Genomic DNA, 25,343 nt, shown 5'->3' with positions numbered 1-25,343 from the left:
TTGGGGGGGGGGGGGGTTGTTTTTTGGGGTTTCTCTCTCCCTCACCGCGGGTGTTTGGGGGGGGGGGGGGGGGGGGCGGGCCCCCGGGGGGGGGCCCCCCCCCCCCACCGCCATGTCGCCATGTCCGGGCTCCATCGATCGACTACCGGGTGAAAACGGATATCAGGGGTAATGGGTACCGTGCCGGGACGGTCGCCGTGACGCAGCAGGGGACCTGCTCACCTCCAATGATCGACGACCGCCCCGGTCCCGGATGTGAATCAAAATGTGTACGGGAAAAAATGCGGGGCAGGCGGAGGCCATGACGGAACGCGAGTTCCGCCGTGAACGCGGTTCCGTGAACGCAGTACGGAAAAAGAGGAGTCGGTGGGGACTATTTCCCCCGTCTCCCATTGACCGAAGGAGTTGTTTTTCGCATGACTGAGAACTTTTGGGGTTACCGCGAGACCGCCGGCCGTCTGGCCGGTGCGGATCTGACGGGATACAAGGTCGAGGCGAGCGACGGTTCCATCGGCAAGGTCGACAAGCACTCGGACGAGGTCGGCTCCTCCTACATCGTGGTCGACACCGGGCCGTGGATCTTCGGCAAGGAAGTCCTCCTGCCGGCCGGCACGATCAGCCGGATCGACGCGAACGACGAGAAGATCTACGTCGACCGGACCAAGGAGCAGATCAAGAACGCTCCCGAGTTCGACAAGGACAAGCACCTCCACGACAACGACTACCACCGCCAGGTCGGCGGCTACTACGACGCCCCGCACCACCTGTAACAGGGTGTGGCACCGACACGGGTACCCCAGGGCGGGGGCGACAGCTGAAGCTGTCGCCCCCGCCCTGCTGTCACGCCCTCTTCGACCGCGCCAGTCCAGGAGACGCAGGGCCTAGGCGGGGAGAGCGTCAGGGGCGCCGACGCAGCTTCGGAACGGCGCTTGGGACGACGTCCACGGGCCTCACCCGGCGGTGGCCCGGCGCCCCCTGATCACCCGGCCCGACTGTCCGCCCGACGTCGTCCTCGACCTGATCGCCGCCTACCGCCGGGAATCCCCCTGCCGCGGTGCGGGGGGTGCGGGGCTCTCGTCGAGGAATCCGCCCGACTGGTGCTGCCACAGCTTCGCGTACGTGCCATCGCAGGCCAGCAGGTCGTGATGCGTGCCCTGTTCGACGATGCGGCCGCGGTCGAGGACGATGAGCCGGTCCATGTGGGCCACCGTGCTCAGCCGGTGCGCGACCACGAGGGCGGTGCGCCCCTCCATGAGACGCCACAGAGCCTCCTGTACGAGGACCTCACTCTCGGAGTCCAGGGCGCTGGTCGCCTCGTCCAGCAGCAGGATCGGCGCGTCGCGCAGGATCGCCCGTGCCAGTGCGACGCGCTGGCGCTGTCCGCCCGACAGCTTGACCCCGCGCTCGCCGACCATCGTGTCGAGGCCGTCGGGCAGCGAGTCGGCGAACTCCGTGACGTGCGCGGCCTCGGCCGCGCGCCGGATCTCGGCCTCTGTGGCACCGGGCCGGGCGAACGCGATGTTCTCCCGCAGGGTGCGGTGGAACATCGCGGGGTCCTGAGGGACGTACGCCATCAGGTCGCGCAGATCGCGCTGGCGCAGCCTGCTGATGTCCCGGCCTCCGATCAGGATCCGGCCCGCGTCGATGTCCGTCATCCGCAGCAGCAGCCGGGTGAGTGTGGTCTTGCCGCCACCGGAGCGGCCCACCAGCCCGATCTTCGCCCCGCTGGGCACGTCCAGGTCGAGCCCCTCGAACAGCGGCTCCGCGCCCGCGTGGGCGAAGCCCACCTTCTCGAAGCGCACCTCGCCGGCCCGGTCCGGCTCGGGCACCGGCTCGGGGGTGTGCGGGTCGAGTACGGTCGCCGGCGTCAGCAGCAGCTGCGTGAACTGCGCGGCCTCCGTCATCGAGCTCTCCAGGCGGCGGTAGATCTGGTTGAACTCGAACATGATCCGGGTGGCGTTGGAGAAGTAGGTGAACGCGACCACGACCGCCTCCACTCCGTGCCCGCTTCCCCCCACGCCCCCGCCGCCGCTCCCGGCGATCGTGACGGCGATCAGCAGGCCCAGCGCGTTGGTCACGACGGACATGGGTGCGACCAGAGTGTCGATGCGCAGGTTGCCGTAGTCCCACGACCGCAGCGTGAGCGCGCGCGACTGCGCGACCCGGGACCGGTGCTCGGCCGCCTCGCGCTCCTCCGCGGCGAACGCGCGGACCGTGTCCATGTTCATCAGACTGTCGGAGACGTGCCCCGACACCCGGGCGATCGCCTCCTCTCGCCGGGCGACGAGCGCCTGGCGGCGCCGGATGAGGGGCAGTACGCACACCCCCGTCACCACGATCATCGCCAGGAGCGCCACGACGAGCAGCGGTTCGTAGTGCCAGAGCACCACCGACCCGAACAGCAGCGGTACGAACCGGCCCACGACCGAGAAGGTCAGCGCGTCGACGAACTCCTCGAAGCGGGAGGCGAAGCTCAGTACCCGCTTGGTCAGTGACCCGGCGAAGTTGTCGTGGAAGAACGCGGCGTCCTTCGCGAACAGCTCGTCCATGCCGACGATGTACAGCCGCTCGATGCCGAGGGCGTCGAGCCGGTTCAGGCAGTGCAGGCCGAGGCGCCACGCCGCTTCCGAGAGCAGCAGGACACCGGCGAAGCCCAGGACGTACGGGAGGCAGGCGCCGAGGCCGAGCTCGGCGCCACCCGCGATGCGCCCGACCAGCTTCGCGACGACCAACGGGGCGATGTAGTTGATGCCGATGTTGCCGAGGGCGGGCATCAGCATGGCGGGCGCGGTCAGCCACCGCAGCCGCGCCAACTCCCGCCCGTAGTAGCGGAGTGCGAGGACCACCGGCCCCCTGCCTGGCGGACCCCCTCGTGCTGGAGACGCTTTCATGGCCACCCTACGTAGTCACTTGCTTACGGAAATCACAGTCTCCCGCGATGCCGTCCGCGCCGTCCAAGCGTTTTCCGTGTGGGTGCCAACCGCCCCGCATCCGGCCGGCCCGCTATCCGCCCCGGATGAACGTCGCCACCACGACCGTCACCAAGGCGTCGTTCCTGCTCATGCAGAACGTCGCTCAACAAGAGGGCCGAGGGATGCCCCACTCATCTGCTGGTGACGCCTGAACTCATCGCGAAAGGCACTTGGTCGCAGCCCGCACCCATCGCCCTTCGTTTGGCTTCTCCGGTTTCGGCTGTGGCGCCGTCCGGCCGCCGCCAGATGAACGCCGAGGTTGTTCAGCGCCTTGGCGAGGTCGGGCTCGTGGGCGGCAGGTCCGGGTGGGACCCCGAACGAGGGCCGGCAGTGGGGCCGCGCGTTCCGCATTTCTGGAACGGGCTGCGGTCGCCGAACACGACCTTCACCGAGGAATGATCAGATCGGTGAACTGCCCCGCGGTGGGGACTCGACCACGGTTGAAGACGACAGCGACGAACACGGCCACCAGTGGCAACAGAGGGATGAGCGCAGCCTCGGGCAATCCGAGGACGGCCGCACCAGCCATCACCATTACGACCGTAAGACCCACCACTACCGCACGGATCCGCTCTCTCGGTGCGGCTGGAACCACATCAGCGAGTTGATCCGCGTCGAGGAGGTCGTCGATGCGACCCTCGGCGTAGCGTTCGGCGATTGTCAGCAGCATCACGGTGAGGTCTTCAAGGGCGCGGCCTGGATCGGAGTCCTGCCGGGCTTCGGCCTTTCGTAGCGCGCCCACTACCAGTGCGGCGTGTGCCTTGAACTGACGCTCGTTGTGGCGTCTGGCTCTGGCGCGACGGGTGCGATGGGCCCTCCAGACGGCGCGCTCGACCGGTTGCACGGAGACTCGCGGGATCTGGCAGTCCGGCTGGGTTTCCTCCCACCGGCGAAGCACGACCACGCACTGGGCTGCGACCGTCAGCAGAGCAACGACCGGCCAGCAGCGCCGATCCTCCGCGCGGGCGCTCTCCCCGGCCGCGTACCTGGTGAGGCCGTCCAGGTCGTAGGCGGAAAGCGTCGCACCCCTGCCGGAGCTGGTGAGGTTCGTACGCTTGATGAGCCGTACTTCAGCGGCCAGGATCAAGGCCCAGAACAGAAGTTTTGTGACTCTGCCGATCGCGGAAGAGTCCCAGGGAAGTACCGTCGCAGGCAGAGCCACGAAACCGCTGAGCAGCTCCTGTACCGAGCCGGACTGCGGTCCTGGATCGGCGCTCCACCGCAGATGCCCCCAGTCGGCCATATCCTCGACGTGCAGCAGGATGAATAGCAGTACGGCAAACCGCAGTGTCTTGATCGGCCCGGCTACAGGCCGAGCGCGCCACCACCGCACGACGTACGAAGGTGTCAATCCGTTGCCGCCGACGCGATCGAGGATTCGAGGCGGCAGCAGCATCTGGGTCAGCAGTGGAGCAGCGCGGCGCACCCCCGAGTCGGCGCGCCGACGCTCGAAGCGCTCCCAAGCTGCTGACCCCCAGCGCTGAACCGGTCCGGGAATGGCGAGCAGAAGCATCCCGACCAAGAACAGCCATGGGGAAAGCGCAACGACAAGACCCATCGTGAACACGGGGGCAGTCTCATGCATCCCACCGACAGCGGGGCTTCGAATGACGAAACCAGCACAGTCCTGACGTTCACTCGGTGTGCCGTTTCGTCAGGTGAGAGCACCACCCCGGGCCTCCCTCGCGGTCCCCCTCCCAGGTCGCCCCGCCCGCCACCCCCCCGCAGCCACTCCGAGCCGACAGAGCGCAGCGATCCCCCGCCGAACGCACCAGGGGCCCACACGGCCACACCGCCCCTGGAGTGCGGGCCGGGGGAATGGCCGAGCTGTGCCGCTCCGCGCACGGCGTGAACAGCCCCGCCATCACGGCACTGTGCCGGCAGACCTACGGCCGGTGACCCGCCGCCGAAGACACGCGGCAGAATTCTCGACGGACGAGATGCCCGAAAGGCCGGCCATCACCCCGATCTCCCGGATCGTCGGGGAGCGTTGCCCTCCCCCTGGGAACCACGGCTCTACAGGCCGATCCGGTACAGCCGGTCTGGTGGTCTGTGGCCCCGTCAGTACGAGGGGCAGAGGTTGGTCTGTACGGCGGCGAGGATGAAGGCGGCTTTGGTGGGGCCGAAGCCGTCCGGATGATCTGGGCTGATGAAGCGCCGGTTCGTGGACTCGACGCGCTTGGTCGGGTCCTTCTCGTCCTTCATGGACTGGCACTGACTCAGTCCGCGGCTGATGGCCTTGTCGTCCTTGCCGTTGATGATTTCGGGGTCGATCTTGTTGAGCACGGCGAGGTAGATGGCGCGCTGCTCGGGGGCGGGACTGGGCGGGATCCCGGCGGCTGCGGCTGCTGAACTGAGCGCGTCGGGGGCGAGGCTCGACTGCGATGCGGATGGCGAGGCGGCAACCTTGTCGTCAGGCTTGGGCTCGCTGGTGACGGCCTCGGAGCAGCCGGTGAGGGCGAGGAGGCCGGCGGCGAGGAGGGTGATGGTGTGGTGTGTTCGCATGGCGTCATGGTGTCGGCGCCGGGACCGGTGCGGACGGGCTGTGGCTGATCTGTGACGCGCGGGGCTTCTGTGTCCGGGCACGTGGTTCCCCGCCGGGCACTACGTGAGCAGCGGGTACCCCCCTGGTTCTGATCACGAACTCCGAACCGTCACACGGCATCATTCAGGCATGATCACTATTCATCTGAAGTACGAGATCGACGCTGACAAGCTTGAGGATTTCGAGGAGTACGGCCGCCGCTGGGTCCGGCTCGTCAACCGTTTCGGCGGGACGCACCACGGCTACTTCCTGCCGAGCGAGGGCGACAGCGACATCGCCTACGCCCTCTTCTCCTTTCCCAGCCTGGCCGCGTACGAGCAGTACCGCACGGACAGCATGTCCGACGCGGAGTGCCAGGAAGCGTTCGAACTGGCTCGTGACACCCGCTGCATCAAGCGGTACGAGCGCCGCTTCCTCCGGCCGCTCGCGGGCCTGTCCTAGGCTGCCGGGAGTTCCGCGGCGCGCCCCTGCCGCGCGGCTGTGCACAGCGCTGCGATGACGGCCGTCGTGGTGGGGGTCGCCGTCTCGGTGTTCGGAGGGGCCGGCCGGGTGTCGGGGCGGCTCGGCGGACCCGTCGGGTGGCGGAATTCTGACCGAATGGACATAGTTGGTCCGCGTTTGCGGCCCCTCACCATCGGGCCAGGCAGCTTGATGAGCTGTCCGGCCGACCGCCAAAGCGCCCCGGGCACTGCAAGGTTGGTCCTGCACCGACCGGTGCGGACGGCCCACGAAGCGGTCCGCACGCACACCAGACCGCTCGCCTTCCTGGGGATCCCATGCTCAAGCGTTTTGTCATCGCCCTGTCCGTGGCCGCCTCTGCCCTGCTGCTGCCCGCGGCCGGCGTCGCGCAGGCCGCCGACGACACCTCGGCCGCGACCGCGACGACCGCGACCGGAGGGGAGAGCAGCACTGCGACCCCGACGACGCGCCAGATCGTGACGGCCGACGGCCGGGCGTTCACGGTCGGCACCGGCTCGCTCGGCAACCGCAACCGCGACACGGCCGACAGCTCCTGGGGCGGCTGACCCGGCCGGCCCGTCAGGGCGGCTGAAAGGGGAGGGGGAGGAAGCATCGCGTCGCGATGCTTCCTCCCCCTCCCCTTTCAGCCGCCCTGGGGCCCGAGACAGACGACGGCGTACTGGGCTCCCTGCGCCTCGATGTACCGGCGCGACCACCCGGCCGGTACGTAGAGCAGTTCGCCCGGCAGCAGCCGGCACTGGAAGGACTCCGGCCGGCCGCTCTCGCCGGTACCCGTCAGCTGCCAGGTCACGGCGCCGGCGATCTGGTGGAGCAGGAGGTGCTCCCGGCCCCCGTGCTGCGCGGTCCAGACGGCGTCCGTACCCCCGCCCGGGGTGGATCCGGGGGTCTCCACCCGGTCGAGCCGGACGGACAGGCCGGTCAGGGCGCCCAGTTCGGCGGTGAAGCGGTCCGCCTGGGCCGGCCGCACACCGCCTTGCGCCGGGAGGGCGCCCGCGTCGTCGGCGTCACCGAACGCCGGGTTGTCGTACTCGGGCCACAGCACACCCGGCGCCCGGTCCAGGTGGACCGAGAGGAACAGGACGATCTCCCGCAGGTGCGGGGTCTCCCGACCGCGGCCCGCGTCCGTCACGTCCATGGCACGTCCCTCTTGCTTCGGCGACTCGGCAGCTCTCATCCCAGCAGCATGCGACACGCCCGCCACCTGCGACAGACACGAGAACGCGTGACATCCGGGTGGGCCGGGTGCTACGCGCCCTCCGACTCCGCCTCGGACGCCTGTTCGGCGTCGGGGCCCCGGTCCAGCAGGCCGCGTGCGGAAGCCGCCACGCCCGCCTGGAAGCGGCTGCCCGCACCGAGCTCCTGCATGATGTCGGCGATGTGGCGCCGGGCCGTGCGCAGCGACATGCCCAGGCGCCTGGCGATGGCCTCGTCCTTCAGCCCGGCCCCCAGCAGCCGGATGATCGTTTCATGGATCTCCCGGGCCACCTCCTCCAGCCCCTGGCCCGCCGCGGCCGAGAACGGCGAGGCCAGGTCCCAGGTCTGGTCGAAGATGTTGCACAGGTAAGTGACGGTCGACGGCTCACGGATCACCACGGCGCCCCAGCTTCCGTCGGCGACCGGGATGAAGGCCAGCTCCCGGTCGAAGACGATGAGCCGGCCGAACAGTTCGTGCGCCGTGCGGTACTGCGCCCCCAGGGGGGAGGTGGCCGCGACGTAGGCCTGGCTCGGCCCGTTGAACCGGGCCGTGTGGTGATAGAGGGTGCGGATCGAGATGCCCCGCTGGAGCATCGTCTCGTCCCGCCGCAGTGCCTCCTGCATCGCCTCCGGCACCCTGCTGCCGCCCCCCGGCTGCGAACTGAGCATCTCGGTGGCGCAGTTGAGCGAGGCCCGGTTCAGCGCCCCGCGCACGTCCTCCAGGCTCTCCAGGACCTCCAAGGACTCCCCCGTGGAACGCCGGCCCAGATAGTGCGGCAGGAAGCGCTCCAAGTCCTCACGGATCCCGCTGATCTCCCGCTGCTGGTCTCGGATCCGCGCCTCCAAGGGCGCGACGAGCTGCTCGGCGGCGGTGTCCGGGGCCACCGCGAAGGCGACCGACGGGTCCACCGGGCTCACGTGCAGCAGCCGTGACGCGCGTAGACGCTCCACGCTGCGGCAGACGTCGGCCCGGTCGAGGCCCGTTCCGGCGGCCACCGCGGCCTCGTCCACCGTGCGGTGTTCGAGCACCCAGCCGTAGACATCGATGTCAGCATCGGTGCTCTTCGAATCCGGCTCCGCGTCAGATTTTTGCATTGCCCTACTTTGCACTTTTCACCCCGGGTCGCTTTGCTGCCAGGCACCTTGGTGAGGTACCCGCCCCCTGGCGCCAGGATATGCAGCGGGCAAGGCTGTACGAGACGAACAGCAGCGGCGATCAGGCCACTTCAGGGCCCGGGACGACCGAAACGGTGCGATCACGCACAGCGTGATCGCACCGTCGCCCGGGGGCACCCCTGCCGCTCCCCTTCACCTTCACCATCGATCCGGAATCCGGAGCCCCACATGCTGGACAGCACACTCACCGCCCCCGCACCGGAACTGCCCGCCCTGACCCCCCGCGAGCACGAGGTGCTCGCCTACCTCGCACAGGGGCACACGTACCGGATGATCGCCTGCCAGATGGGGTTGAGCCCGCACACGGTCGACACCTACCTGCGGCGGCTGCGCAGCAAGACCGGTTCGGCCAACCGGACCCAGCTCACCCACATCGCCTTCCGGCTGGGCTACTGAGCCTCGCGCCCGGCCGTGGACCCGGTATCCGTGGACCCGGTATCCGTAGACCCGGTATCCGTAGACCCAGTATCCGGGGCCCCCGTACCCGGGGCCTCGTCCTCGAACTCGCGCATCCGGCGCAGTGGGGAGCACAGCAGGACCAGCGGGGCCACCGACAGGGCGGCGGCGCACAGCCACAGCGCGTCCCGTACGCCCAGCAGTTCACCGAGGAACCCCGCCAGCAGGCCGCTCACCGGCAGGACGCCCCACACGAGGAAGCGCATCGTGGCGGTCATCCGGCCGAGCAGGTGCGGCGGGCAGACGGTCTGCCGGTAGGTGACCTGGCAGATGTTGTAGAGGGTGACACCGGCCGACTGGACGAACGAGCCCAGGACGAACAGGCCGATCCTCCAGTCCTTGTCCGCGAGCGGGAGCAGCAGCCCGAAGGGCATGGTCACCAGTAGGGACAGCCACGTGAGCCGGGCCGCGCCGACGGCCCTGGTCACCCGGTCCGCGACGGTCGCCGCGAGCACCGAGCCGATCGTGGCCGTCGTCAGCACCCAGCCGACGGCCGCGGGCGGCAGCCCTACGGTCCGGGTCAGGAAGAGCACCTCGATGGCCATCACCGCACTGAGGAACAGGTTGACGGCAGCGGTGTTGAGGGCGATGACCCGCAGGATGCGGTGGCTCAGGACGTAGTCCAGGCCCTCACGGATGTCCCGCAGCAGGTGGCGGCGGGGGGCGGGCTCCGGCTTCTCCTCGCGGACGCCGATCCGCCCCAGCAGCACCGCGGAAACCAGCGAGGTCACGGCCTGGCCGGCCAGCGTCCCTGCGGCGCCGAGCAGTTGCACCAGGAAGCCGGCGATGCCGGGGCCGGCGAACTCCGCGCCCGACCGGACCGTCTCCAGCTTCGAGTTGCCCGCGGTCAGGGTGTCCTTGCCGATGAGCGTCGGCAGGTAGCTCTGGTCGGCCACGTCTCCGAACAGCCGGGCGCAGCCCAGCAGCAGGGCGACCGCGTACAGCAGCGGCATCGAGTGCAGGTCGAGCAGGTAGGCCACCGGCAGCGCCGTCAGCAGGACGGTGCGCGCCAGGTCGGCGGCCATCATCACGCGGCGCCTGCGCATCCGGTCGACCCAGGCCCCGGCCGGCAGGCCCAGTACCAGGAAGGCCGCGTGTTCCGCGGCGGCCAGCAGGCCCGCCTGCATCGCCGAGGCGTCCAGGGTGAGCACCGCCATCAGCGGGAGGGCGACGTAGGTGATGCTGCTGCCCAGCTCGTTGCAGATGTGCGAGGACATGAAGAGACGGAAGTCCCTGCGCTGCCGGTGCTCCGCGCGGTGCACGGAATCGGTGGACTCGTCGGTGGTGACGGACACGGGTGCGTTCCTTGTCTGGGTGCGGACGGGGTCCGCGGGTCGCTGGTTCATCGGGGGGCGGGCGCGGGAAGCGCCCGGGGGTCGAGCTTGCCGCCGGGGGTCCGCGGCAGCCGCTCCATCAGGATCACGGTGGCCGGTACGAGGTACCCGGGCATTTTGGCCAAAAGGTGACGGCGCAGGGCGTCCGGGGTCAGGGCGCTGCCGGGAGTGAGGGCGGCCCAGGCGGCCAGCTGCGGTCCGCCGGCCGCCGCGACGGCGCGGGCGACCACGTCGACCACGTCCGGGTGGGCGGCTACGGACGCCTCCACCTCCTTGAGTTCGACGCGGTGGCCGCGGATCTTGACCTGGTCGTCTGCGCGCCCGAGGAAGACGAGCGGGCCGCCGGGTGCCCGCGTGACCCGGTCGCCCGTGCGGTACATGCGCTCGCCCGGGACCTCGGCGAACGGGTCGGCGACGAAGCGCTCGGAGGTCAGCGCCGGCCGGCCGTGGTAGCCGCGGGCCAGGCAGGAGCCCGCCAGGTAGAGCTCGCCCGGGGTGCCGGGGGGCGCCTCGCGCAGCTCCTCGTCGAGGACGTAGGCGCGTACGCCCGCCAGCGGTTCGCCGAGCGGGATCAGTTCGTCGCCCGCGAAGCCGGCCAGTTCCGCCGCTCCGGGCTCGTAGGAGGTGGCGGTGATCGTGGACTCGGTGAGGCCGTAACAGCTGACCACCGGGGGGAGCCCGGCGGCCGCCCAGTGCACCAGGTCCGCGGTCCGGCCCGCGTCGCTGCCGATCACCACGCGGCGCAGCGCACCCGGCAGCGCCCGCGGGGCGCGCTCCAGGTCCTTGGCCCACTGCGTCCAGTACGGGGTGGGCAGGTTGACGACGCTGATCCGCTGCTCCGCGAGGAACGGCTCCAGTTCGGCGGGCGAGAGGACGTTGTCGGTGACGAAGACGGCCGTGCCGCCCGTGCACCAGGTGGGCAGTGCCTCCTCCAGGCTGACGTCGAAGGCGGGGGCCGCGAACTGCAGCACCGCGTCCCCGGCGGTCAGCCCGTAGCGTTCGGCCAGGGTGCGGACCTGCGCGGCGAGTCCGGCGTGGCCGACCGCCACGGGCTTGGGCAGCCCGGTGGAGCCGGAGGTGAAGAGCACGTAGGCGAGCGAGCCCGGGTCGATGCCGGCGGGCGGCTCGGCCGCCGCCGTGGGGGCTGCGGTGCTCGTGGCGGCCCAGAACAGCTCGCGCCCGGTGCGGCGTTGCAGCATCGCGGCCGCGTACGTGTCCGGGGCGACCGCGTGCCGGGTGCCGGCGGCGTCCAGCAGGGTGCGCAGCCGCTCGTCGGGGGCGTCGAGGTCCACGAGGAGGGCGGCCGCGCCCGCGTACCAGATGCCCAGCAGCCCCACCGCCCAGTGGAGGCCCCGGCGCACCCCCAGGAGCACGGTGTCCTCCGGTCCGGCGCCGGCGGCGCGCAGCTCCTCGGCCACCGCCCGGGCCCGCCGGTCGAACTGGCGGTAGGTCAGCTCCCCCTCGGCCGCTCGGACCGCGGTGGCCTCGGGTGTGATCCCGGCCCGGTGCGCGATGCGCAGGGGCACGGGGGTGGTCTCGGTGGGGCTCATGGTGGTGGTGTCTCCTGGGGGTACGGGCGGGATGCGGGCAGCTCTTCCCGGGGGCGCGGCACGGCCGGGGCCGGTCGGGCGCGGTCAGGCCCCGTCGCGCGAGCGGGGGCGCAGGGCGGGGCGGGCGGGGGCGGCGGGGGCTTCGGCGGCTTCGGCCAGACGGGCGGAGACGCCCGCCGGGGTGGGCGTCTCGAAGAGGTCGCGGATGCCCAGCCGTACCCCGAGCTCGGTGCCGATGCGGCCGGTCAGCCGGGTGGCGAGGAGGGAGTGGCCGCCGTGGGCGAAGAAGTCGTCGTCCATGCCCGCCTCCTGGAGGCCGAGGACGGACGCGAAGATCTCGCAGACCGCCTTCTCCTCGGGCGTCGAGGGCAGCCGGCCGGCCGGGCGGTGCACGGTGGCCGGATCGGGAAGCGCCTTGCGGTCGAGCTTGCCGTTGACGGTCAGGGGGAAGTGCGGCAGGTGCAGGAAGAGCGACGGGACCATGTAGTTGGGCAGGCTGCGGCCCAGTTCCGTGCGGACCCGCTCGGCGGTGGGCGTTCCGGTGAAGTAGCAGACGAGCCGCTGCTGGCCCGCGTGGTCCCGGTCGACGGCGACGACGGCCTCGCCCACACCGGGCACGGCGCGCAACGCGGTCTCCACCTCGCCGAGCTCGATGCGATTGCCGCGGATCTTGACCTGGTGGTCCTGCCGGCCGAGGAAGTCGAGCTGGCCGTCGGCCCGCATCCGGGCGAGGTCGCCGGTGCGGTACATGCGGCTGCCCGGCACGGCGCTGAAGGGGTCGGGGACGTAGCGCTCGCTGCTGCGGCGGGGGTCGCGCAGGTAGCCGGGGCCGACGCCGGTGCCGCCGATGAAGAGCTCGCCGGGCACGCCGGGCGGTACGGGAGCGAGAGCGGCGTCCAGCAGGTAGAGGGTGTTGTTGCGCAGCGGGCGGCCGACGGGCAGCCGGCCGTGTTCCAGCTGGGCGTGCACGTCGGGCCCGATGAAGGCGTGGGTGTTGTCGTCGGAGCACTCGGTGAGGCCGTAGGCGTTGACGATCGCGGCGCGCGGGTGGCGCGCGTACCAGCGGGTGCACAGTTCGGGAGGCAGCACTTCGCCGTTGACGACGAACCAGCGCAGCGCGGGCAGGGCCGGCGGCTGCACCCCGGTGTCCCACAGGTCGACGGCGGCGCGGACGAAGGACGGCACGGTCTCCATGACGGTGATCCCCCGGCGGGCGGCGTCGCCGAAGAGGGCGGCGGGGTCGCGGGCGGTGTCCCGGGAGACGAGGTGGACCTGTCCGCCGGTGATCAGCGGCGCGAGCATCTGCCACACGGAGATGTCGAAGGTCAGCGGTGCGTTCATCACCACGCGGTCGCCCTCGCCGAGGGCGAGGTCCTCGACCTTGGCCAAGAGGTGGTTGTTCATGCCCCGGCGGTGGACCATGGCGCCCTTGGGCTTGCCGGTGGAGCCGGAGGTGAAGCAGACGTAGGCGAGGGCGTCGGGGCCGCCGGCCGGCGCCGGGCGTTCGCCGGACCCGGCTGTGCCGTCGGTGTGGTCGATGGAGTCGATCACGAGGACGGGAAGGCCGCCCGGGACGGCCGCGGCGATCTCCTCGGCGCGGGCCCGCTGTTCGGGTGCGGCCAGCAGCCGGCTGATCCCGCCGCTCGCGAGGAGGTCGGCGGTACGGGTGACGGGGCCCTCGGGGTCCAGGGGGACGTACGCCGCTCCGGCGCCGAGGATCGCGAGCATCGCGACGGGGACGCGGGTGGTGGGCTCGCTGAGTACGGCGACCAGGTCGCCGGGGCGCACCCCGTCGGCGAGCAGGGCGAGGGTGAGGGCGTCGGCGCGGGCGACCAGGGCCGCGTAGCTCAGCTCGCGGCCGGTGTCGTCGGTGGTGGCGACGGCCTCGGGGCGGCGCCGCGCCTGCTGACGTACCCGCTCGACGACCTCTGCGTACCGCTCGTCGCGCGCGGTGTCGTTCCATTCGACCAGGACGCGGTGGCGTTCGGCCGGGGAGAGCAGGTCCACGGTGCCCACCGGGCACGACGGGTCGTCCGCGACGGCCTGCAGGAGTCGGGCGAGGCGTTCCAGCAGGGCCTGGGCGGTGTCCCGTTCGAAGACGTCGGGCCGGTAGTCGATCTGCAGACGGAGCCGGTCGCCGGGGATGGCGGTCAGCGAGAGCGGGTAATGGGCGGCGTCGTGGGGGTCGACTCCGGTGACCTCCAGCCCGCCCGCGCCGAGGGCGGCGAGGCCGGCCGCGTCGACCGGGTAGTTCTGGAAGGCGACGCAGGAGTCGAAGAGCTCTCCGGCTCCGGCGAGCCGCTGGATCTCGACCAGACCCAGGTGGTGGTGGTCGATCAGCCGTGCCTGCTCGTCCTGGAGCCGCTCGAACAGCGCGACGAGCGGCTCCGCGGGGTCGATGCGGACCCGGACCGGCACGGTGTTGATGCACAGGCCCACGATGTCGGCGACGCCGGGCAGTTCGGGGTCGCGGCCACTGACGATGGCGCCGAACACCACGTCCTCCGAGCGGATCTGGCGGCCGAGCAGCAGCGCCCAGGCGCCCTGGAGGAGGGTTCCGGAGGTGATCCGGTGGCCGCGCGCGAGGGTGCCCAGCCGTTCGGTCAGGGATGCGGGGAGGTACGTCTCGACGCGGTCGGGCAGGACCGTGCCGGGCGGCGGGGACACGGGCGCGGTGCGGGTGCCGCCCGCGAGGCCGTCGAGCGCGCGGGTCCAGGCGTCCTGGGCGGCGAGGGTGTCGCGGCCGTGGAGACGGCCGAGGAACGCGGAGTACGGGGTGACCGGGCCCAGGGGCGCGTCGTCGGCGTGGTGCAGGGCGAGGAGTTCGCGCACGAGGACCGGCCAGGACCAGCCGTCCATCAGGATGTGGTGGTAGGTCAGCAGCAGCCGGTGGGAGAGCGGGCCGGTGCGGATGAGGGTGAAGCGGAGCAGCGGCGGCCGGGCGAGGTCGAAGCGGGTGGCCCGGTCCTCGGCGAGGAGGGTGTCGACGGCGGCTGCGCGCCCGGTCTCGTCGAGCCCGGTCAGGTCCACCTCCTGCCAGGGGGTCCGTACGCCGCGCCGGACGACCTGGGCGGGTTCGCCGGTGGCGCGGCGCAGGAAGCCGGCGCGCAGGTTGGCGTGCCGTTCCAGGACGGTGTCGGCGGCGGCGCGCAGCCGGTCCGGGTCGAGGGGGCCGTCGAGGTCGAGGAGCAACTGGGCGACGTAGACGTCGCGTTCGTCCTCGTCGAAGAGGGCGTGGAAGAGGATGCCGTCCTGGAGCGGGGACAGCGGCAGGACGTCCTCGACCAGCGAGCGGGCGGCGGGAGGCGGGGTGGGAGCCGAGGCGGGCGCGGCGGTGGGAGCGGGGGTGGACGGCGGGTGGTTCATCGTGGTGTTCCTTCTGGGGTCAGGCGGTCTGGGTGCGGCGGGCCCGGCGGACGATCGGCGGGTCCTGCGCGGCGCCCGCGGCCGCCGCGGGCAGGGCGGCGGCGAGTTCGGCGACGGTGGGGCCGCTGAAGAACTGGCGGATGCCGATGGCGGCTCCGCATCGCGTCCGGACCTCGGCGAGCAGCTGGGTGGCGAGCAGGGAGTGCCCGCCCAGGTCGAAGAAGCTGTCGTGGACGCCGATCCGCGGCAGGCCGAGGACCTGCTCCCAGATCGCGCACAGGGCGCGCTCCTCATCGGTGCGCGGCTCCTGGTGGACCCTGGCGGCGCCGGCCGTCGGGTCCGGCGCGGGCAGGGCGGCCAGGTCGGTCTTGCCGTTGGCCGTCACCGGGAAGGCGTCGAGCAGGGTCAGGGTGGTGGGCACCATGTAGTCGGGCAGCCGGGCACGCAGGTGTTCGCGCAGTTCCGCCGGGGTGGGTGCGGTGGCTCCCCCGGCCGGGACCGCGTAGCCCGCGAGCGCGGCGCCGGCGGGCGTGTCCACGACGGTGACGGCGGCCTGGCCCACCGCCGGGTGGCCGGCCAGGGCGTGCTCGATCTCCCCCGGTTCGATGCGCAGCCCCCGGATCTTGACCTGCCGGTCGGCGCGGCCCAGGTACTCGACCTGGCCGTCGGCGTTCCAGCGGGCGAGGTCGCCGGTGCGGTACATGCGGGCGCCCGGGGGGCCGTACGGGCAGGCGACGAAGCGTTCGGCGGTGAGCGCGGCCCGGCCGAGGTAGCCCTGCGCGAGTCCGGCGCCGGCGATGTAGAGCTCGCCGGTGACGCCGGGCGCGGCGAGGCCGAGCCGTTCGTCGAGGACGTGGAGCCGCGTGCCGTCGAGCGGGCGGCCGATGGGCACCGACCCGTCGGGGGCGTCCTGGCCGGGTCCCACGGCGAAGGTCGCGGCGAAGGTGGTGGTCTCGGTGGGGCCGTAGGCGTTGGTGACGGTGGTGCGGGGACAGGCCTCGCGGACCCGGCGGACCATGGACGGGGAGGCGGCCTCGCCGCCGGTCATCACCTCGTGCAGGGAACCGAGCGCGGGCAGGCAGCGGTCGGCGAGGACGTTGAAGAGGGTGGCGGTGAGGAAGGTCCCGGTGACCTGCTCCTCGGTCATCAGCCGGGCCAGCGCGTCGACGTCGAGGTCGCCGGGGGGCGCCACGACGACGAGCCCGCCGTTCAGCAGCGGCACCCACAGCTCGTAGGTGGAGGCGTCGAAGGCGTGCGGGGAGCGGAAGAGGACCCGCTCGTGCGCGCCACCGCGCCAGCGCCGGTCGGTGGCCAGGGCGACGACCTCGCGGTGGGAGACGGCCACGCCCTTGGGGGCGCCGGTGGAGCCGGAGGTGTACATCAGGTAGGCGAGCGCGTCGGGATGGCCGGCCGTCGCGGCACTTTCGGCGTCGCCTTCGGCAGGGGGCCGCCCCGGGCGCAGTACGTGGCGCACCCCCGCCGGAACGGGCTCGCCCTCCGGGACGTCGGTGACGAGGACCGCGGCCCCGGACGCGGCGATCACGGCCTCGGTACGGGCGACGGGGGCCCGGGCGTCCAGCGGCAGGTAGGCGGCTCCGGCCTTGAGGATGCCCAGGCAGGCGGCCACCAGGTCGGCCGATCGGTCCATCAGGACGGCGACGGCCTCGCCGGGGCGGACGCCGAGGGTGCGCAGCCGGCCGGCGAACAGCTCGGCCGCCGCGTCGAGTTCGGCGTACGTGGTCCCACGGCCCGCGCAGAGCACGGCGGGCCGGTCCGGGTGGGCGGCGGCCCGCTCCGCGAAGACCTCGTGGACGGTGCGGGCGTCGGCGGCGACGGGCGCGCCCTGCCAGTGCTCGAGGAGGTCGGCCCGCTCCCCCGGCAGCAGTACGTCGAGTGCGGAGACCGGGGTCCCGGGCTCGCGGACGACGGCGCCGATCAGCTGGACGAGCCGGTCCAGCAGGCGCCGGGCCGTTCCCTCGTCGAACAGGTCGCTCGCGTACTCCAGTCCGAGGGCCAGGCCCCCGGGTGCTCCGGTGGCCGGGTCGTGGAGTTCCTCGACCTCCAGGGTGAGGTCGAACTTGGCCGTGTCGGTGCGCAGCGCCTCCGCCCGCACGGTCAGGCCCGCGAAGGCGGGGATCTGCGGCTCGGTGCGCTGGGCGGCGACGGCGACCTGGAAGAGTGGGTGCCGGGCCGCCGAACGGGCCGGGTTGAGTCGTTCGACCAGCGATTCGAAGGGCAGTTCCTGGTGGGCGTACGTCGCCAGGGCGGCGGTGCGCACCCGGTCGAGCACCTCCCCGAAGGTGGGGTCGCCGGAGGTGTCGGCGCGCACGATCAGGGTGTTGACGAAGAGCCCCACGAGGTCGGTGAGGGCTTCGTCGTCCCGGCCGTCGACGGGGCAGCCGAGCGGCAGGTCGGTGCCGGCACCGAGGCGGGTGAGCAGGACGGCGAAGGCAGCCTGGACGGCCATGAACGGCGTGGCGCGGCCGCTGCGGGCGAGTGCGGCCAGACCCGCGTGGGCGGCGGCGTCGGTGCGTGCCTCCACCACCGCGCCCCGGTGGCCCGCGACGGCCGGGCGCGGGCGGTCGGCGGGCAGCGCCAGTTCGTCGGGGAGGCCTTCGAGGGCCGTCGCCCAGTGGGTGAGCAGCCGGGCGTGCAGGGAGTCGGGGTCCTGGGCCGGGCCGAGGAGTTCACGCTGCCACAGTGCGTAGTCCGGGTACTGGACGGGCAGTTCGGGCCACTCGGGCGGCCGGCCGGCGGTCCGGGCGGTGTAGGCGGCGGCGAGGTCGCGGACGAGGATGTTGACGGAGTGACCGTCGCCCGCGATGTGGTGCAGGACCAGGAGCAGGTAGTGGTCCTCGTCCCCGTCCGTGAAGAGGTCGGCGCGCAGCGGTGGTTCGGTGTGCAGGTCGAAGGGGCGGGACGACGCCTGCGCGGCCCACCCGGGGCGGTCGGCGGCCGGGCAGTCGGTGACGGTGAGCGCCGGAGCGGCGTCCGCCGGGGCCAGGACTCGCTGGTACGGTCGGCCCGCCTCGTCCGGGAAGACGGTGCGCAGCGCTTCGTGGCGGGCGCTGACGTCCGCGAGGGCGGCGTGCAGGGCGGCGCGGTCGAGGGCGCCGCTGAGCCGGAGCCCGACGGGGATGTGGTAGAGCGCGCCGTCGGCCCCGTCGCGGGCGTGGAACCACAAGCGATGCTGGGCGTGGGACAGAGGGATCACAGCAGGGCTCCGAGCTGGGATTCGAAGGTGTCGAGGTCGGCCTGGCTGACCCGGGTGAGGGACACGTCGGAGGGGGTCAGTCCGCCGGAGTCCGGGCGGGCGGCGTGGGTGACGACGGCGCGCAGCATGGTGAACCACTCCTGGGCGAGGCCGTGGACCCACGGGCCCGGGAGGGCGTTGCCCGCCCAGGTCCAGGTGGCGCTGAGAGTGAGGCCGTCGGGGCCCTCGTGGGCGGCCGCGTTCACCTCGACGGCGTGCGCCATCGGAAGTCCCTCGTCGGCGTCGTCCAGGGCGAAGGCGTGCCCGGGGGCGGCGTCCCACGGCGCGTCGCCGCCCATCGGGAACCGGCCGAGGTAGTTGAAGCCGATCTGGGGAATGCCCCGCGCGGCGAGGTCCGCTCCGGTGCGGGAGTTGAGGTGGCGCAGCAGGCCGAAGCCGATGCCCTTGTCCGGTACGGCGCGCAGCTCCTCCTTGACGAGGCGCAGGGCGGCTCCGATCGCCGGTCCGCCGGCCCGGGCCTCTTCGAGGTCGGGGCTGCCGAGGGCGAGGCGGACGGGGAAGACGGTGGTGAACCAGCCGACGGTGCGGGACAGGTCCGTTCCGTCGGCGACGTCCTCCCGGCCGTGCCCCTCGACGTCGACGAGGACGGCTCCTTCCTCGTCCGGTCCGTCCGGCCCGTCCGGTCCGTCCGCGCCGCGCCGGCCGAGGACGGCCAGGGCCAGGGCGGTCAGCAGGACATCGTTGACGGTGCCGTTGACGAGGCCGGGCGCGGTGGTGAGCAGGGGACCCGTCACGTCCGGGCCGAGGGTGAGGGTGAGGGTGTGCTCGGGGCTCTCGGGGTCGAGGCCGCCGGGCGCGCGGACCCCGGCGAGGGCGTGCGGGGCCTCGCGCAGGGCCGCTGCCCAGCGGTCGGCCTCGGCGGTCCGGCGGCCGGAGGTGGCCTCCGCCCGCAGCAGGTCGGCCCAGTGCACGAAGGGGGTGTGCGCCGGTTCCAGGATCGGCTCGAGGCCCTCGGCGAGGGCCGCCGCGCAGGTCCGCAGGTCGTCCTGGAGGATGCGCCAGGAGACTCCGTCGACGACCAGGTGGTGGACGACGAGCGCGAGGCGCCCTTGCTGTCCGGCTCCCCGGTCCATCAGGACGGCGCGCAGCATCCGGCCGTCGCGGGGCGAGAGCCGCCGCCGCGCCGCCCGCATCCGCTCCCGGGTCAGGGCGGGCAGTTCCGCGTCGCCCCTGCCGCGGGCGTCCACGTGGTCGAGCAGGTCCGCCGCGGTGACGGAGCCCGCGGGGGGTACGACCGGCTCGGCGCCGGTCCCGCCGGTCGCGCCGGTCGCGGCGATCCCGTCGGGCAGCCTCAGCCGGAGCATCTCGTGGGTGTCGAGGAGGGCCTGTACGGTGCGTTCGGCGTCGGCCGCCCCGAAGCCCGGCGGGGTGCGCACCACGAGCGACTGGTTGTACGTGTCGACGGGACCGCCGAGTTCGGCGAGCCAGCCCATGATGGGGGTGGGGGTCAGCGGGCCCAGCCTGCGCAGGGGCACGGCCGGGCCCGCGCCGGCCCGTACCCGGCCGTGGACGCGGGCGGTGGCGGCGAGCGCGGTCACGCTCTCGGCGCGGAGCACGTCGCGGGTGGTGAGGACGAGGCCGGCCGCGCGGGCGCGGCTGACGACCTGGATCGCCTGGATGCTGTCCCCTCCCAGCCCGGTGAAGCTGTGGCCCGCGTCGACCTCGCCGTGGCCGAGCACGTCGGCGAAGAGGGTGCGCAGGGTCCGTACGGGGTCGGTCCCGGCGGGCGGCCCGTTGCGGTGGGCGGGCTCAGCCACGGGGCGTGTTTCCGGCGAGGGCGGCCACCAGGGAGGCGGGGCGCATGTCGGTCCAGACGCGCTCGACGTGGTCCAGGCAGGCCTGACGGCCGTCGGGGCCGTGCACCACGTTCCAGCCGGCCGGGACGGGGTTGGCGGCGGGCCACAGGGAGTGCTGGAGCTCGTCGTTGCGGACGACGAGGTAGCAGGCGTTGTCGTTCTCGAAGGGGTTGCTCACGGCGGTTCGCCTTTCGGTTCGGGTGTGCGCGTACGGGGCGCCCGGCGCCTTGTAGGAGGGGCGGGGGTGGAGGATCAGGCGCGGGGTGCGGCCTCGATGTCGAGGCGGATCAGGGCGCGTGCCGCGTCGAGGGCCGCGTGCACGCCTTCGGGCTCCGCGTGGCGGGCGATCACGTGGCCGAGCCGGTCGGAGGCGCTGCGGGGGCTGCGCACGGGCGTGCCGGGGGCGGCGGTGACCAGCACCGACTCGACCCCGTCGACGGCTTCGGCGGCCGGGGTGCCGTGGGCGGCGGTGAGCGTGCCGTCGGTGTCGGCGAGGAGGAACTGGATGCCGGCGTGGCCGGCGTCCTCGGCCTTCAGGTGCGGGGGCAGTCCGAGTGCGGCGCGGAGCTGCTCGCCGAGGAGGTCGACCCCGGTGGCGAGCCGGATCAGTTCGGGGATCATGCCGCCGGCCGGGCGGGGGTTGATCTCGATGAGGGCGGGTCCGTCGGCGGTCAGTTTGACCTCGGTGTGGGTGGCTCCCAGCCGGATCCCGGCCGCGTCCAGGGCCGCCGTCACCGTCTCGGTGATCCGCTGCGCGGTGGTGGCGGGCAGCGGGGCGGGGAAGAGGTGGCGGTGTTCGACGAAGTACGGGGTCGCTGTCACCGACTTGGCGGTGATGCCGACGCACTCGGCCCGCCCGTCCCGGCTGAACATCTCGACGCTGTACTCGGGCGCCTCCAGGTACTCCTCGACGAGGACGGTGCGTGCGGTGGGCATGCCCCGTACGTTGGTGTCGATGGCGAGGATCCGCTCGATCTGGGCGCGGGCCTGGTCCTCGTCGGCGCAGAGCAGGACGTTCGTGGAGCCCGAGTCGTCGGCCGGCTTGACCACGCAGGGCAGTCCGGTGAGCGCGACGGCGGCCGCGGCCCCCTCCGGCTCGCGGACCAGGGCGTAGCGGGGCTGGCGGACGCCCGCGGCCCGCAGCCTCTCGCGCAGGGCCGACTTGTCGCGGCAGAGGGCCACCGCCTCGGGCGGGTTGCCGGGCAGGCCGAGCCACTGTGCGATCCGGGCGGCGGCCGGTACGTAGAAGTCGCTGGTGGTGGTGACGCCGGCGATCTCCTCGCGGCGGAAGCGTTCCTGTACGGCGGCGCGCAGGGCTGCGTCGGAGTTGGTGTCGCAGCGCACCACCTCGGCGCCGGTGTCCGCGAGTCCCCGGTAGCGGTCGGGGTCGCCGGTCAGCAGGACGGGTACGGTGCCCAGTTCGCGAGCCCGCTCCAGCGCCAGCATGCCGGTGCCGGTGGTGTTGGACTCCACGAACAGCAGGTGCCGGCGGATCCCGGCGGGCGGGGCGTAGGCGAGCGTGGACCAGGTGCGGGCGGTCGCGTCGGGGCCGAGGGCGGCCGGTGCGGTGGCGGTGGGCACCTCGCGCAGCCGGTTCGCGTCCCAGTGCTCGTCGCTGTAGACCGTGTCGGCGTAGCGGTCGCCGCGGTCGGGCAGGATGCCGACGATCCGGGTGCCGGGTTCGGCGCGCTCGGCGAGGCCGGTGAGGACCCGGTAGACGGAGCCCGAGGTGTTGCCGCCGAAGATCTGCTGTTCACGGGCGAGGTCCCAGGTGGCGGCGAAGGCCTCGTGGTCGTTGAGCCAGTGCACCTCGTCGACGAGGGTGCGGTCCAGGTTCTTGGGCAGCAGGCTGTTGCCCAGGCCGCTCTGTAGGCGCTGCGGTACGTCGGGCTGGCCGAAGAGGGCGCTGCCCACGCAGTCGACGCCGACGACGTGCAGGCCGGGCAGCGTGGCGCGCAGGGCGCGGGCGGTTCCGCAGAGGGAGCCGCCGCTGCCGACGGCGCCGACGAGGGTGTCGAACCGGCCGAGGTCTTCGAGGAGTTCACCGGCGAGGGTGCGGTAGGCGCCGGGGTTGTCGGGGTTGGTGTACTGCTGCGGCCAGAAGGCGCCCGGCAGTTCGTCGAGCAGCTCCGCGAGCCGCTCCAGACGGGCGCTCTGCCAGCCGTGGCTGGTCATGGCCCCGACGATGTGCACCCGGCAGCCCAGGGCGCGGAGTTTGGCGAGGGTGACGGGGTCGATGCGCGGGTCGGTGACGATGTGGACCTCGTGGCCCAGGGAGCGGCCGACGAGGGCGACGCCGAGGGCCATGGTGCCCGAGGAGCTCTCGATGACGGGGTCGCCCGGCTTCAGGGTGCCCAGCCGCCGGGCCTCCAGCAGGATGTTGCGGGCGACGCGGTCCTTCATCGCGAAGAGGTTCTGCAGTTCCAGCTTGGCGTAGACCTCCACGCCGCGGGCCTCGCCCAGGCGGAGCCGGACCAGAGGGGTGGCCCCGATCGCGTCCGTCACGGTGTCGAACAGCATGCTCAGATCTCCAGCTCGGTGGGGTGGGCGGGCGCGGCCGTCGGGCTCCAGCTGTCGCCGCCGCCGAGGGAGCGGTGGACGGACATCTCTCCTCCGAGGGCAGCGCAGCCGGCCCGTATGTGCTCGGTCTTGCCGGCGAGGGCGGGGTCGCCCGCCTCCAGGAGGACGCCGAGCATGGTGCCGCTGTGGGCGAGCACCAGGCCCAGGCCGTCGACCTCTCGGCACAGGGCGTGCAGGTGCGCGAACCCGGCGCGCCGGCGCCGGTGGGCGTTCATCTCCGCGCTGCGGGTGGCGACGGCGCCGACCTCCTGGAGGTCGGCGCGGGCCACGGCCGATGTGAGCCGGTCCAGCAGGAACGCGTACTCCGCGCGGTCCGCGGAGTCGATGGCCCGGGCGGCCCGGTTGTGCGCGACGGTGTCCACCTGCCCGCCCTCGTCGTGGGCGACGACGGTGAGCGGGGGGAGCACGCCGAGGCGGCGGCCGAGGCGCACCTCGCGGTGGTGGAAGGCGACGATCTCGTCGTACATGACCCCGTCGGCCGGTTCGATGCCGCGCAGGAAGTCCTCCGTCTCGGCCGGGGTGAAGGCGCGGCCGTGGGCCGCGCCGACGGCCCGTACGGTGGCGACGAGGTCGGCGGAGGAGCTGGCGAGGCCCTTGCCCTCGGGCAGGTCGCCGGCCACCTCCAGCAGGCCGCCGTCCGTGCTGCCGAGGGCGGCGAGGACGGCTTCGGCGACCCGGCGGGACTTGGCCTTGTGCGCGGGCCGCACCTGGACGTCGCGCCGGCCTGGCACGGGGCGGAAGACGGCGGTGGCCCAGCGTGCCAGCGGGAAGGTGACCAGGAAGTCGCCCTGCGGGTGGGGCAGGGCGCCCTGGAGCAGTTCGCCGAAGGTGCCGAAGGCGCTGCCGGTTCCGGCGGGGGCGGTGGAGAGCGCCCCGGCGGTGTCAGTGCGCGTGCCGTACGCGGGCGCGGGTGTCATCGCCGTCCTCCTGCTCATCGGTCTCGGTCTCGGTGGCGGTGACCTTGCCGGTGTCGGTGGCCGTGCCGGTGTCAGTGGCCGTGCCGGTGTCAGTGGCCGTGCCGGCCGCGCCGTACAGGGCGAGGTCGCCCTCCTCGGCGCCCGCGCGGATCGCGGCCGCGCGCCGTTCCCACTCGGCGGCGAGCCCTTCGTACGTCTCCTGCTGGGTGCGCAGGACGGCGCGTACGGCCTCGGGGCGGGCCGAACCGGCGGACACCATGCGTTGCAGGCCCCGGTCGACGTCGAAGGCCTCGGCGAGGAGCCGGGCGGGGTCGGTGAGGGTGATGCCGTGTCCGGCGGCCGCCTCGGCCAGCAGGGCGGGCTCGCCCGGAGCGGGAGCGGCGCCGGCCGTCGCGGCGAGCACGACGTACTTGCCGGCGACGACCTGCGCGGTGCGCCAGGGCACCCCTTCTGTGAGGCACAGGGCATTGGCGAGGCTGAAGCCGCCGAGGAACTCGGCTGCGCACACCTGGCGCATGCGGTCGGCGCGGAAGGTGAGCCGGCGCAGCACCTCGGTGAGGAGGCGGACGGTGCCGTGGGCCGAGTCGAAGGCGTTCAGCACGTGGGTGCCGGCCTCCTTGGAGACCTCGACGAGGTTGCAGAAGGGGGTGTTGCGCTGGCCCAGGAGCACGTCGAAGTGGAAGGCGGTCAGGTGGGCCGTGCGTCCACGGATCCGCTCCAGGACGGGGTAGTTCTTCTTCTGCGGCATGGCGGACGAGATGCCGGACAGTTCGTCGGGCAGTTCGATGAAGCCGTACTCGCTGCCGCCCCAGGTGAGCAGGTCGGTGGTGAAGCGGCTCAGGGCGCTGCCCAGGAGGCTGAGCTCCGCCGTCAGTTCGGCGCTCCAACGGCGCGAGGCCACGGCGGTCAGGGCGTGGGGCTGCGGCCGGGAGAACCCGAGCAGCCGGGCCATCCGGTCACGGTCCCAGGGCAGTTCCTGGCCGGCCATGGCACCGGCGCCCAGCGGAGAGGCGTCGATGCCGTCGTAGGCGTTCAGCAGCCGGGCGTGGGTGTGCAGCAGGTGCTCGGAGAGCGCGGCGAGGTGGAAGCCGGGGGTGATGATCTGGGCGGCCTGGAAGTGGGTGTAGCCCGGCATGGGCAGGTCACAGGTCTTCTCGGCCAACCGGATTACGACGGAGCCGAGTTCGTGGAGGGACGCGGCGAACCGGGTGAGCTGGTCGCGTCCGTACATCACCTGGGCGCAGGCCTGGAGGTCGTTGCGGCTGCGGTCGGCGTGCCAGGCGACGACCGGGTGGGGCAGGCCCGCCTCGACGTGCCGTTCGAGGGCGAAGGCGATGTCCGACATGTTGGCGCCGGGCTGCGCACTGAGGGTGTCGGGGCCGACGGAGTCCAGCAGGGCCGCGATCCGGCGGGCCTCCTCGACGGTGATCAGGTCCATGCGGACGTACTCGGCGGCCAGGGTCTTCTCGATGGCGACGTAGTGGCGCAGCAGGTGGCGGGACTCGAAGGCGAACTGCGGTGCGAGCACTTCGTCGTGGAGGAGTTCCGCGGGGCCGCCGCGGATGCGGCCGCTCAGTTCGGGGGTGGTGGGCCCCGGAGTATCGCTCGTCACGTGGTGTTTCCGTTCTTGTTCTGGTGCGGGGCGCGAGGTGCGTCGGCGCATGCCTCGTCGGCGCGCCGCGCACGAGGGCGTGGCACGGGGC

At 72.9% G+C, this 25,343-nt stretch carries 18 protein-coding genes; 4 read left to right on the top strand and 14 right to left on the bottom strand.

Annotated features, from left to right (window positions below; translation table 11 throughout):
- Positions 1-416: 416 nt before the first annotated feature.
- Positions 417-770, top strand: coding sequence for a PRC-barrel domain-containing protein (locus ACFYYB_RS40195; protein WP_389443321.1), 354 nt, complete (start codon positions 417-419; stop codon positions 768-770).
- Positions 771-1,028: 258 nt separating this feature from the next.
- Here ACFYYB_RS40195 and ACFYYB_RS40190 read toward each other — a convergent pair whose 3' ends face one another.
- The 3 genes from ACFYYB_RS40190 to ACFYYB_RS40180 all read right to left on the bottom strand — a co-directional run bounded on the left by ACFYYB_RS40190 (position 1,029) and on the right by ACFYYB_RS40180 (position 5,477).
- Positions 1,029-2,891, bottom strand: a complete 1,863-nt coding sequence (locus ACFYYB_RS40190; RefSeq protein ID WP_389443319.1) for an ABC transporter ATP-binding protein — start codon at positions 2,889-2,891, stop codon at positions 1,029-1,031.
- Positions 2,892-3,357: 466 nt separating this feature from the next.
- Entirely contained in the window at positions 3,358-4,530 is a 1,173-nt protein-coding gene (locus ACFYYB_RS40185; protein ID WP_389443325.1) for a hypothetical protein, read from the bottom strand.
- Positions 4,531-5,033: 503 nt separating this feature from the next.
- Entirely contained in the window at positions 5,034-5,477 is a 444-nt protein-coding gene (locus ACFYYB_RS40180; RefSeq protein ID WP_389443316.1) for a DUF732 domain-containing protein, read from the bottom strand.
- Between the two features lie 169 nt (positions 5,478-5,646).
- On the opposite strand from ACFYYB_RS40180, the gene ACFYYB_RS40175 reads away from it, so the two are divergent.
- Together ACFYYB_RS40175 and ACFYYB_RS40170 are read left to right on the top strand one after the other, a co-directional pair.
- Positions 5,647-5,958, top strand: a complete 312-nt coding sequence (locus ACFYYB_RS40175) for an NIPSNAP family protein (protein WP_389443314.1) — start codon at positions 5,647-5,649, stop codon at positions 5,956-5,958.
- Positions 5,959-6,293: 335 nt separating this feature from the next.
- Positions 6,294-6,542 (top strand): hypothetical protein, encoded by a 249-nt coding sequence (locus ACFYYB_RS40170; RefSeq protein WP_389443312.1) that lies wholly within the window; start codon positions 6,294-6,296, stop codon positions 6,540-6,542.
- 77 nt (positions 6,543-6,619) lie between these two features.
- Here ACFYYB_RS40170 and ACFYYB_RS40165 read toward each other — a convergent pair whose 3' ends face one another.
- Positions 6,620-7,171, bottom strand: coding sequence for a hypothetical protein (locus tag ACFYYB_RS40165; RefSeq protein ID WP_389443310.1), 552 nt, complete (start codon positions 7,169-7,171; stop codon positions 6,620-6,622).
- A gap of 71 nt (positions 7,172-7,242) precedes the next feature.
- Positions 7,243-8,286 carry a LuxR C-terminal-related transcriptional regulator gene (locus ACFYYB_RS40160; protein ID WP_389443308.1) on the bottom strand — a complete coding sequence of 348 codons (1,044 nt, stop codon included), beginning with the start codon at positions 8,284-8,286 and terminating at the stop codon, positions 7,243-7,245.
- A 249-nt stretch (positions 8,287-8,535) separates the two neighbouring features.
- Here ACFYYB_RS40160 and ACFYYB_RS40155 point away from each other — a divergent pair, with 249 nt between their 5' ends.
- Positions 8,536-8,763 carry a response regulator transcription factor gene (locus ACFYYB_RS40155; protein WP_389443306.1) on the top strand — a complete coding sequence of 76 codons (228 nt, stop codon included), beginning with the start codon at positions 8,536-8,538 and terminating at the stop codon, positions 8,761-8,763.
- On the opposite strand, the gene ACFYYB_RS40150 is transcribed toward ACFYYB_RS40155, so the two are convergent.
- The 9 genes from ACFYYB_RS40150 to ACFYYB_RS40110 form a co-directional block, all read right to left on the bottom strand.
- The gene (locus tag ACFYYB_RS40150) at positions 8,757-10,118 is read right to left on the bottom strand and encodes an MFS transporter (RefSeq protein WP_389443304.1); all 1,362 of its coding nucleotides are present in this window, start codon (positions 10,116-10,118) and stop codon (positions 8,757-8,759) included. The two genes, ACFYYB_RS40155 and ACFYYB_RS40150, sit on opposite strands and share 7 nt — an antisense overlap.
- A 47-nt stretch (positions 10,119-10,165) precedes the next feature.
- Positions 10,166-11,707 carry an amino acid adenylation domain-containing protein gene (locus tag ACFYYB_RS40145; RefSeq protein ID WP_389443302.1) on the bottom strand — a complete coding sequence of 514 codons (1,542 nt, stop codon included), beginning with the start codon at positions 11,705-11,707 and terminating at the stop codon, positions 10,166-10,168.
- Positions 11,708-11,791: 84 nt separating this feature from the next.
- Positions 11,792-15,073, bottom strand: a complete 3,282-nt coding sequence (locus ACFYYB_RS40140; protein WP_389443300.1) for an amino acid adenylation domain-containing protein — start codon at positions 15,071-15,073, stop codon at positions 11,792-11,794.
- 19 nt (positions 15,074-15,092) lie between these two features.
- Positions 15,093-18,287: an amino acid adenylation domain-containing protein gene (locus tag ACFYYB_RS40135; RefSeq protein ID WP_389443298.1), complete on the bottom strand. Its 3,195-nt coding sequence runs from the start codon at positions 18,285-18,287 to the stop codon at positions 15,093-15,095.
- On the bottom strand, positions 18,284-20,104 hold the full coding sequence (locus ACFYYB_RS40130) for a condensation domain-containing protein (RefSeq protein WP_389443296.1): 1,821 nt from the start codon (positions 20,102-20,104) through the stop codon (positions 18,284-18,286). Before ACFYYB_RS40130 ends, ACFYYB_RS40135 begins: the two co-directional genes overlap by 4 nt.
- The gene (locus ACFYYB_RS40125) at positions 20,097-20,321 is read right to left on the bottom strand and encodes an MbtH family protein (RefSeq protein ID WP_389443294.1); all 225 of its coding nucleotides are present in this window, start codon (positions 20,319-20,321) and stop codon (positions 20,097-20,099) included. Before ACFYYB_RS40125 ends, ACFYYB_RS40130 begins: the two co-directional genes overlap by 8 nt.
- Positions 20,322-20,395: 74 nt before the next feature.
- Entirely contained in the window at positions 20,396-22,663 is a 2,268-nt protein-coding gene (locus ACFYYB_RS40120; RefSeq protein WP_389443292.1) for a pyridoxal-phosphate dependent enzyme, read from the bottom strand.
- 2 nt (positions 22,664-22,665) lie between these two features.
- Positions 22,666-23,640 (bottom strand): kinase, encoded by a 975-nt coding sequence (locus tag ACFYYB_RS40115; protein ID WP_389443290.1) that lies wholly within the window; start codon positions 23,638-23,640, stop codon positions 22,666-22,668.
- Positions 23,606-25,252 carry an argininosuccinate lyase gene (locus ACFYYB_RS40110; RefSeq protein WP_389443288.1) on the bottom strand — a complete coding sequence of 549 codons (1,647 nt, stop codon included), beginning with the start codon at positions 25,250-25,252 and terminating at the stop codon, positions 23,606-23,608. Before ACFYYB_RS40110 ends, ACFYYB_RS40115 begins: the two co-directional genes overlap by 35 nt.
- Positions 25,253-25,343 lie beyond the last annotated feature (91 nt).

The organism is Streptomyces sp. NPDC002886, from assembly GCF_042888445.1.
Taxonomy (GTDB): Bacteria; Actinomycetota; Actinomycetes; order Streptomycetales; family Streptomycetaceae; genus Streptomyces.
This window is presented reverse-complemented; position numbering and strand designations above follow the sequence as displayed.

Bases quoted from the DNA above. Each gene is read 5' to 3' on its own strand.
- ACFYYB_RS40195 (WP_389443321.1), top strand. From the start codon at position 417: ATGACTGAGAACTTTTGGGGTTACCGCGAGACCGCCGGCCGTCTGGCC.
- ACFYYB_RS40175 (WP_389443314.1), top strand. From the start codon at position 5,647: ATGATCACTATTCATCTGAAGTACGAGATCGACGCTGACAAGCTTGAG.
- ACFYYB_RS40115 (WP_389443290.1), bottom strand. From the start codon at position 23,640: ATGACACCCGCGCCCGCGTACGGCACGCGCACTGACACCGCCGGGGCG.
- ACFYYB_RS40155 (WP_389443306.1), top strand. From the start codon at position 8,536: ATGCTGGACAGCACACTCACCGCCCCCGCACCGGAACTGCCCGCCCTG.
- ACFYYB_RS40120 (WP_389443292.1), bottom strand. From the start codon at position 22,663: ATGCTGTTCGACACCGTGACGGACGCGATCGGGGCCACCCCTCTGGTC.
- ACFYYB_RS40140 (WP_389443300.1), bottom strand. From the start codon at position 15,073: ATGAACCACCCGCCGTCCACCCCCGCTCCCACCGCCGCGCCCGCCTCG.
- ACFYYB_RS40165 (WP_389443310.1), bottom strand. From the start codon at position 7,171: ATGAGAGCTGCCGAGTCGCCGAAGCAAGAGGGACGTGCCATGGACGTG.
- ACFYYB_RS40170 (WP_389443312.1), top strand. From the start codon at position 6,294: ATGCTCAAGCGTTTTGTCATCGCCCTGTCCGTGGCCGCCTCTGCCCTG.
- ACFYYB_RS40160 (WP_389443308.1), bottom strand. From the start codon at position 8,286: ATGCAAAAATCTGACGCGGAGCCGGATTCGAAGAGCACCGATGCTGAC.
- ACFYYB_RS40180 (WP_389443316.1), bottom strand. From the start codon at position 5,477: ATGCGAACACACCACACCATCACCCTCCTCGCCGCCGGCCTCCTCGCC.
- ACFYYB_RS40185 (WP_389443325.1), bottom strand. From the start codon at position 4,530: ATGGGTCTTGTCGTTGCGCTTTCCCCATGGCTGTTCTTGGTCGGGATG.
- ACFYYB_RS40145 (WP_389443302.1), bottom strand. From the start codon at position 11,707: ATGAGCCCCACCGAGACCACCCCCGTGCCCCTGCGCATCGCGCACCGG.
- ACFYYB_RS40190 (WP_389443319.1), bottom strand. From the start codon at position 2,891: ATGAAAGCGTCTCCAGCACGAGGGGGTCCGCCAGGCAGGGGGCCGGTG.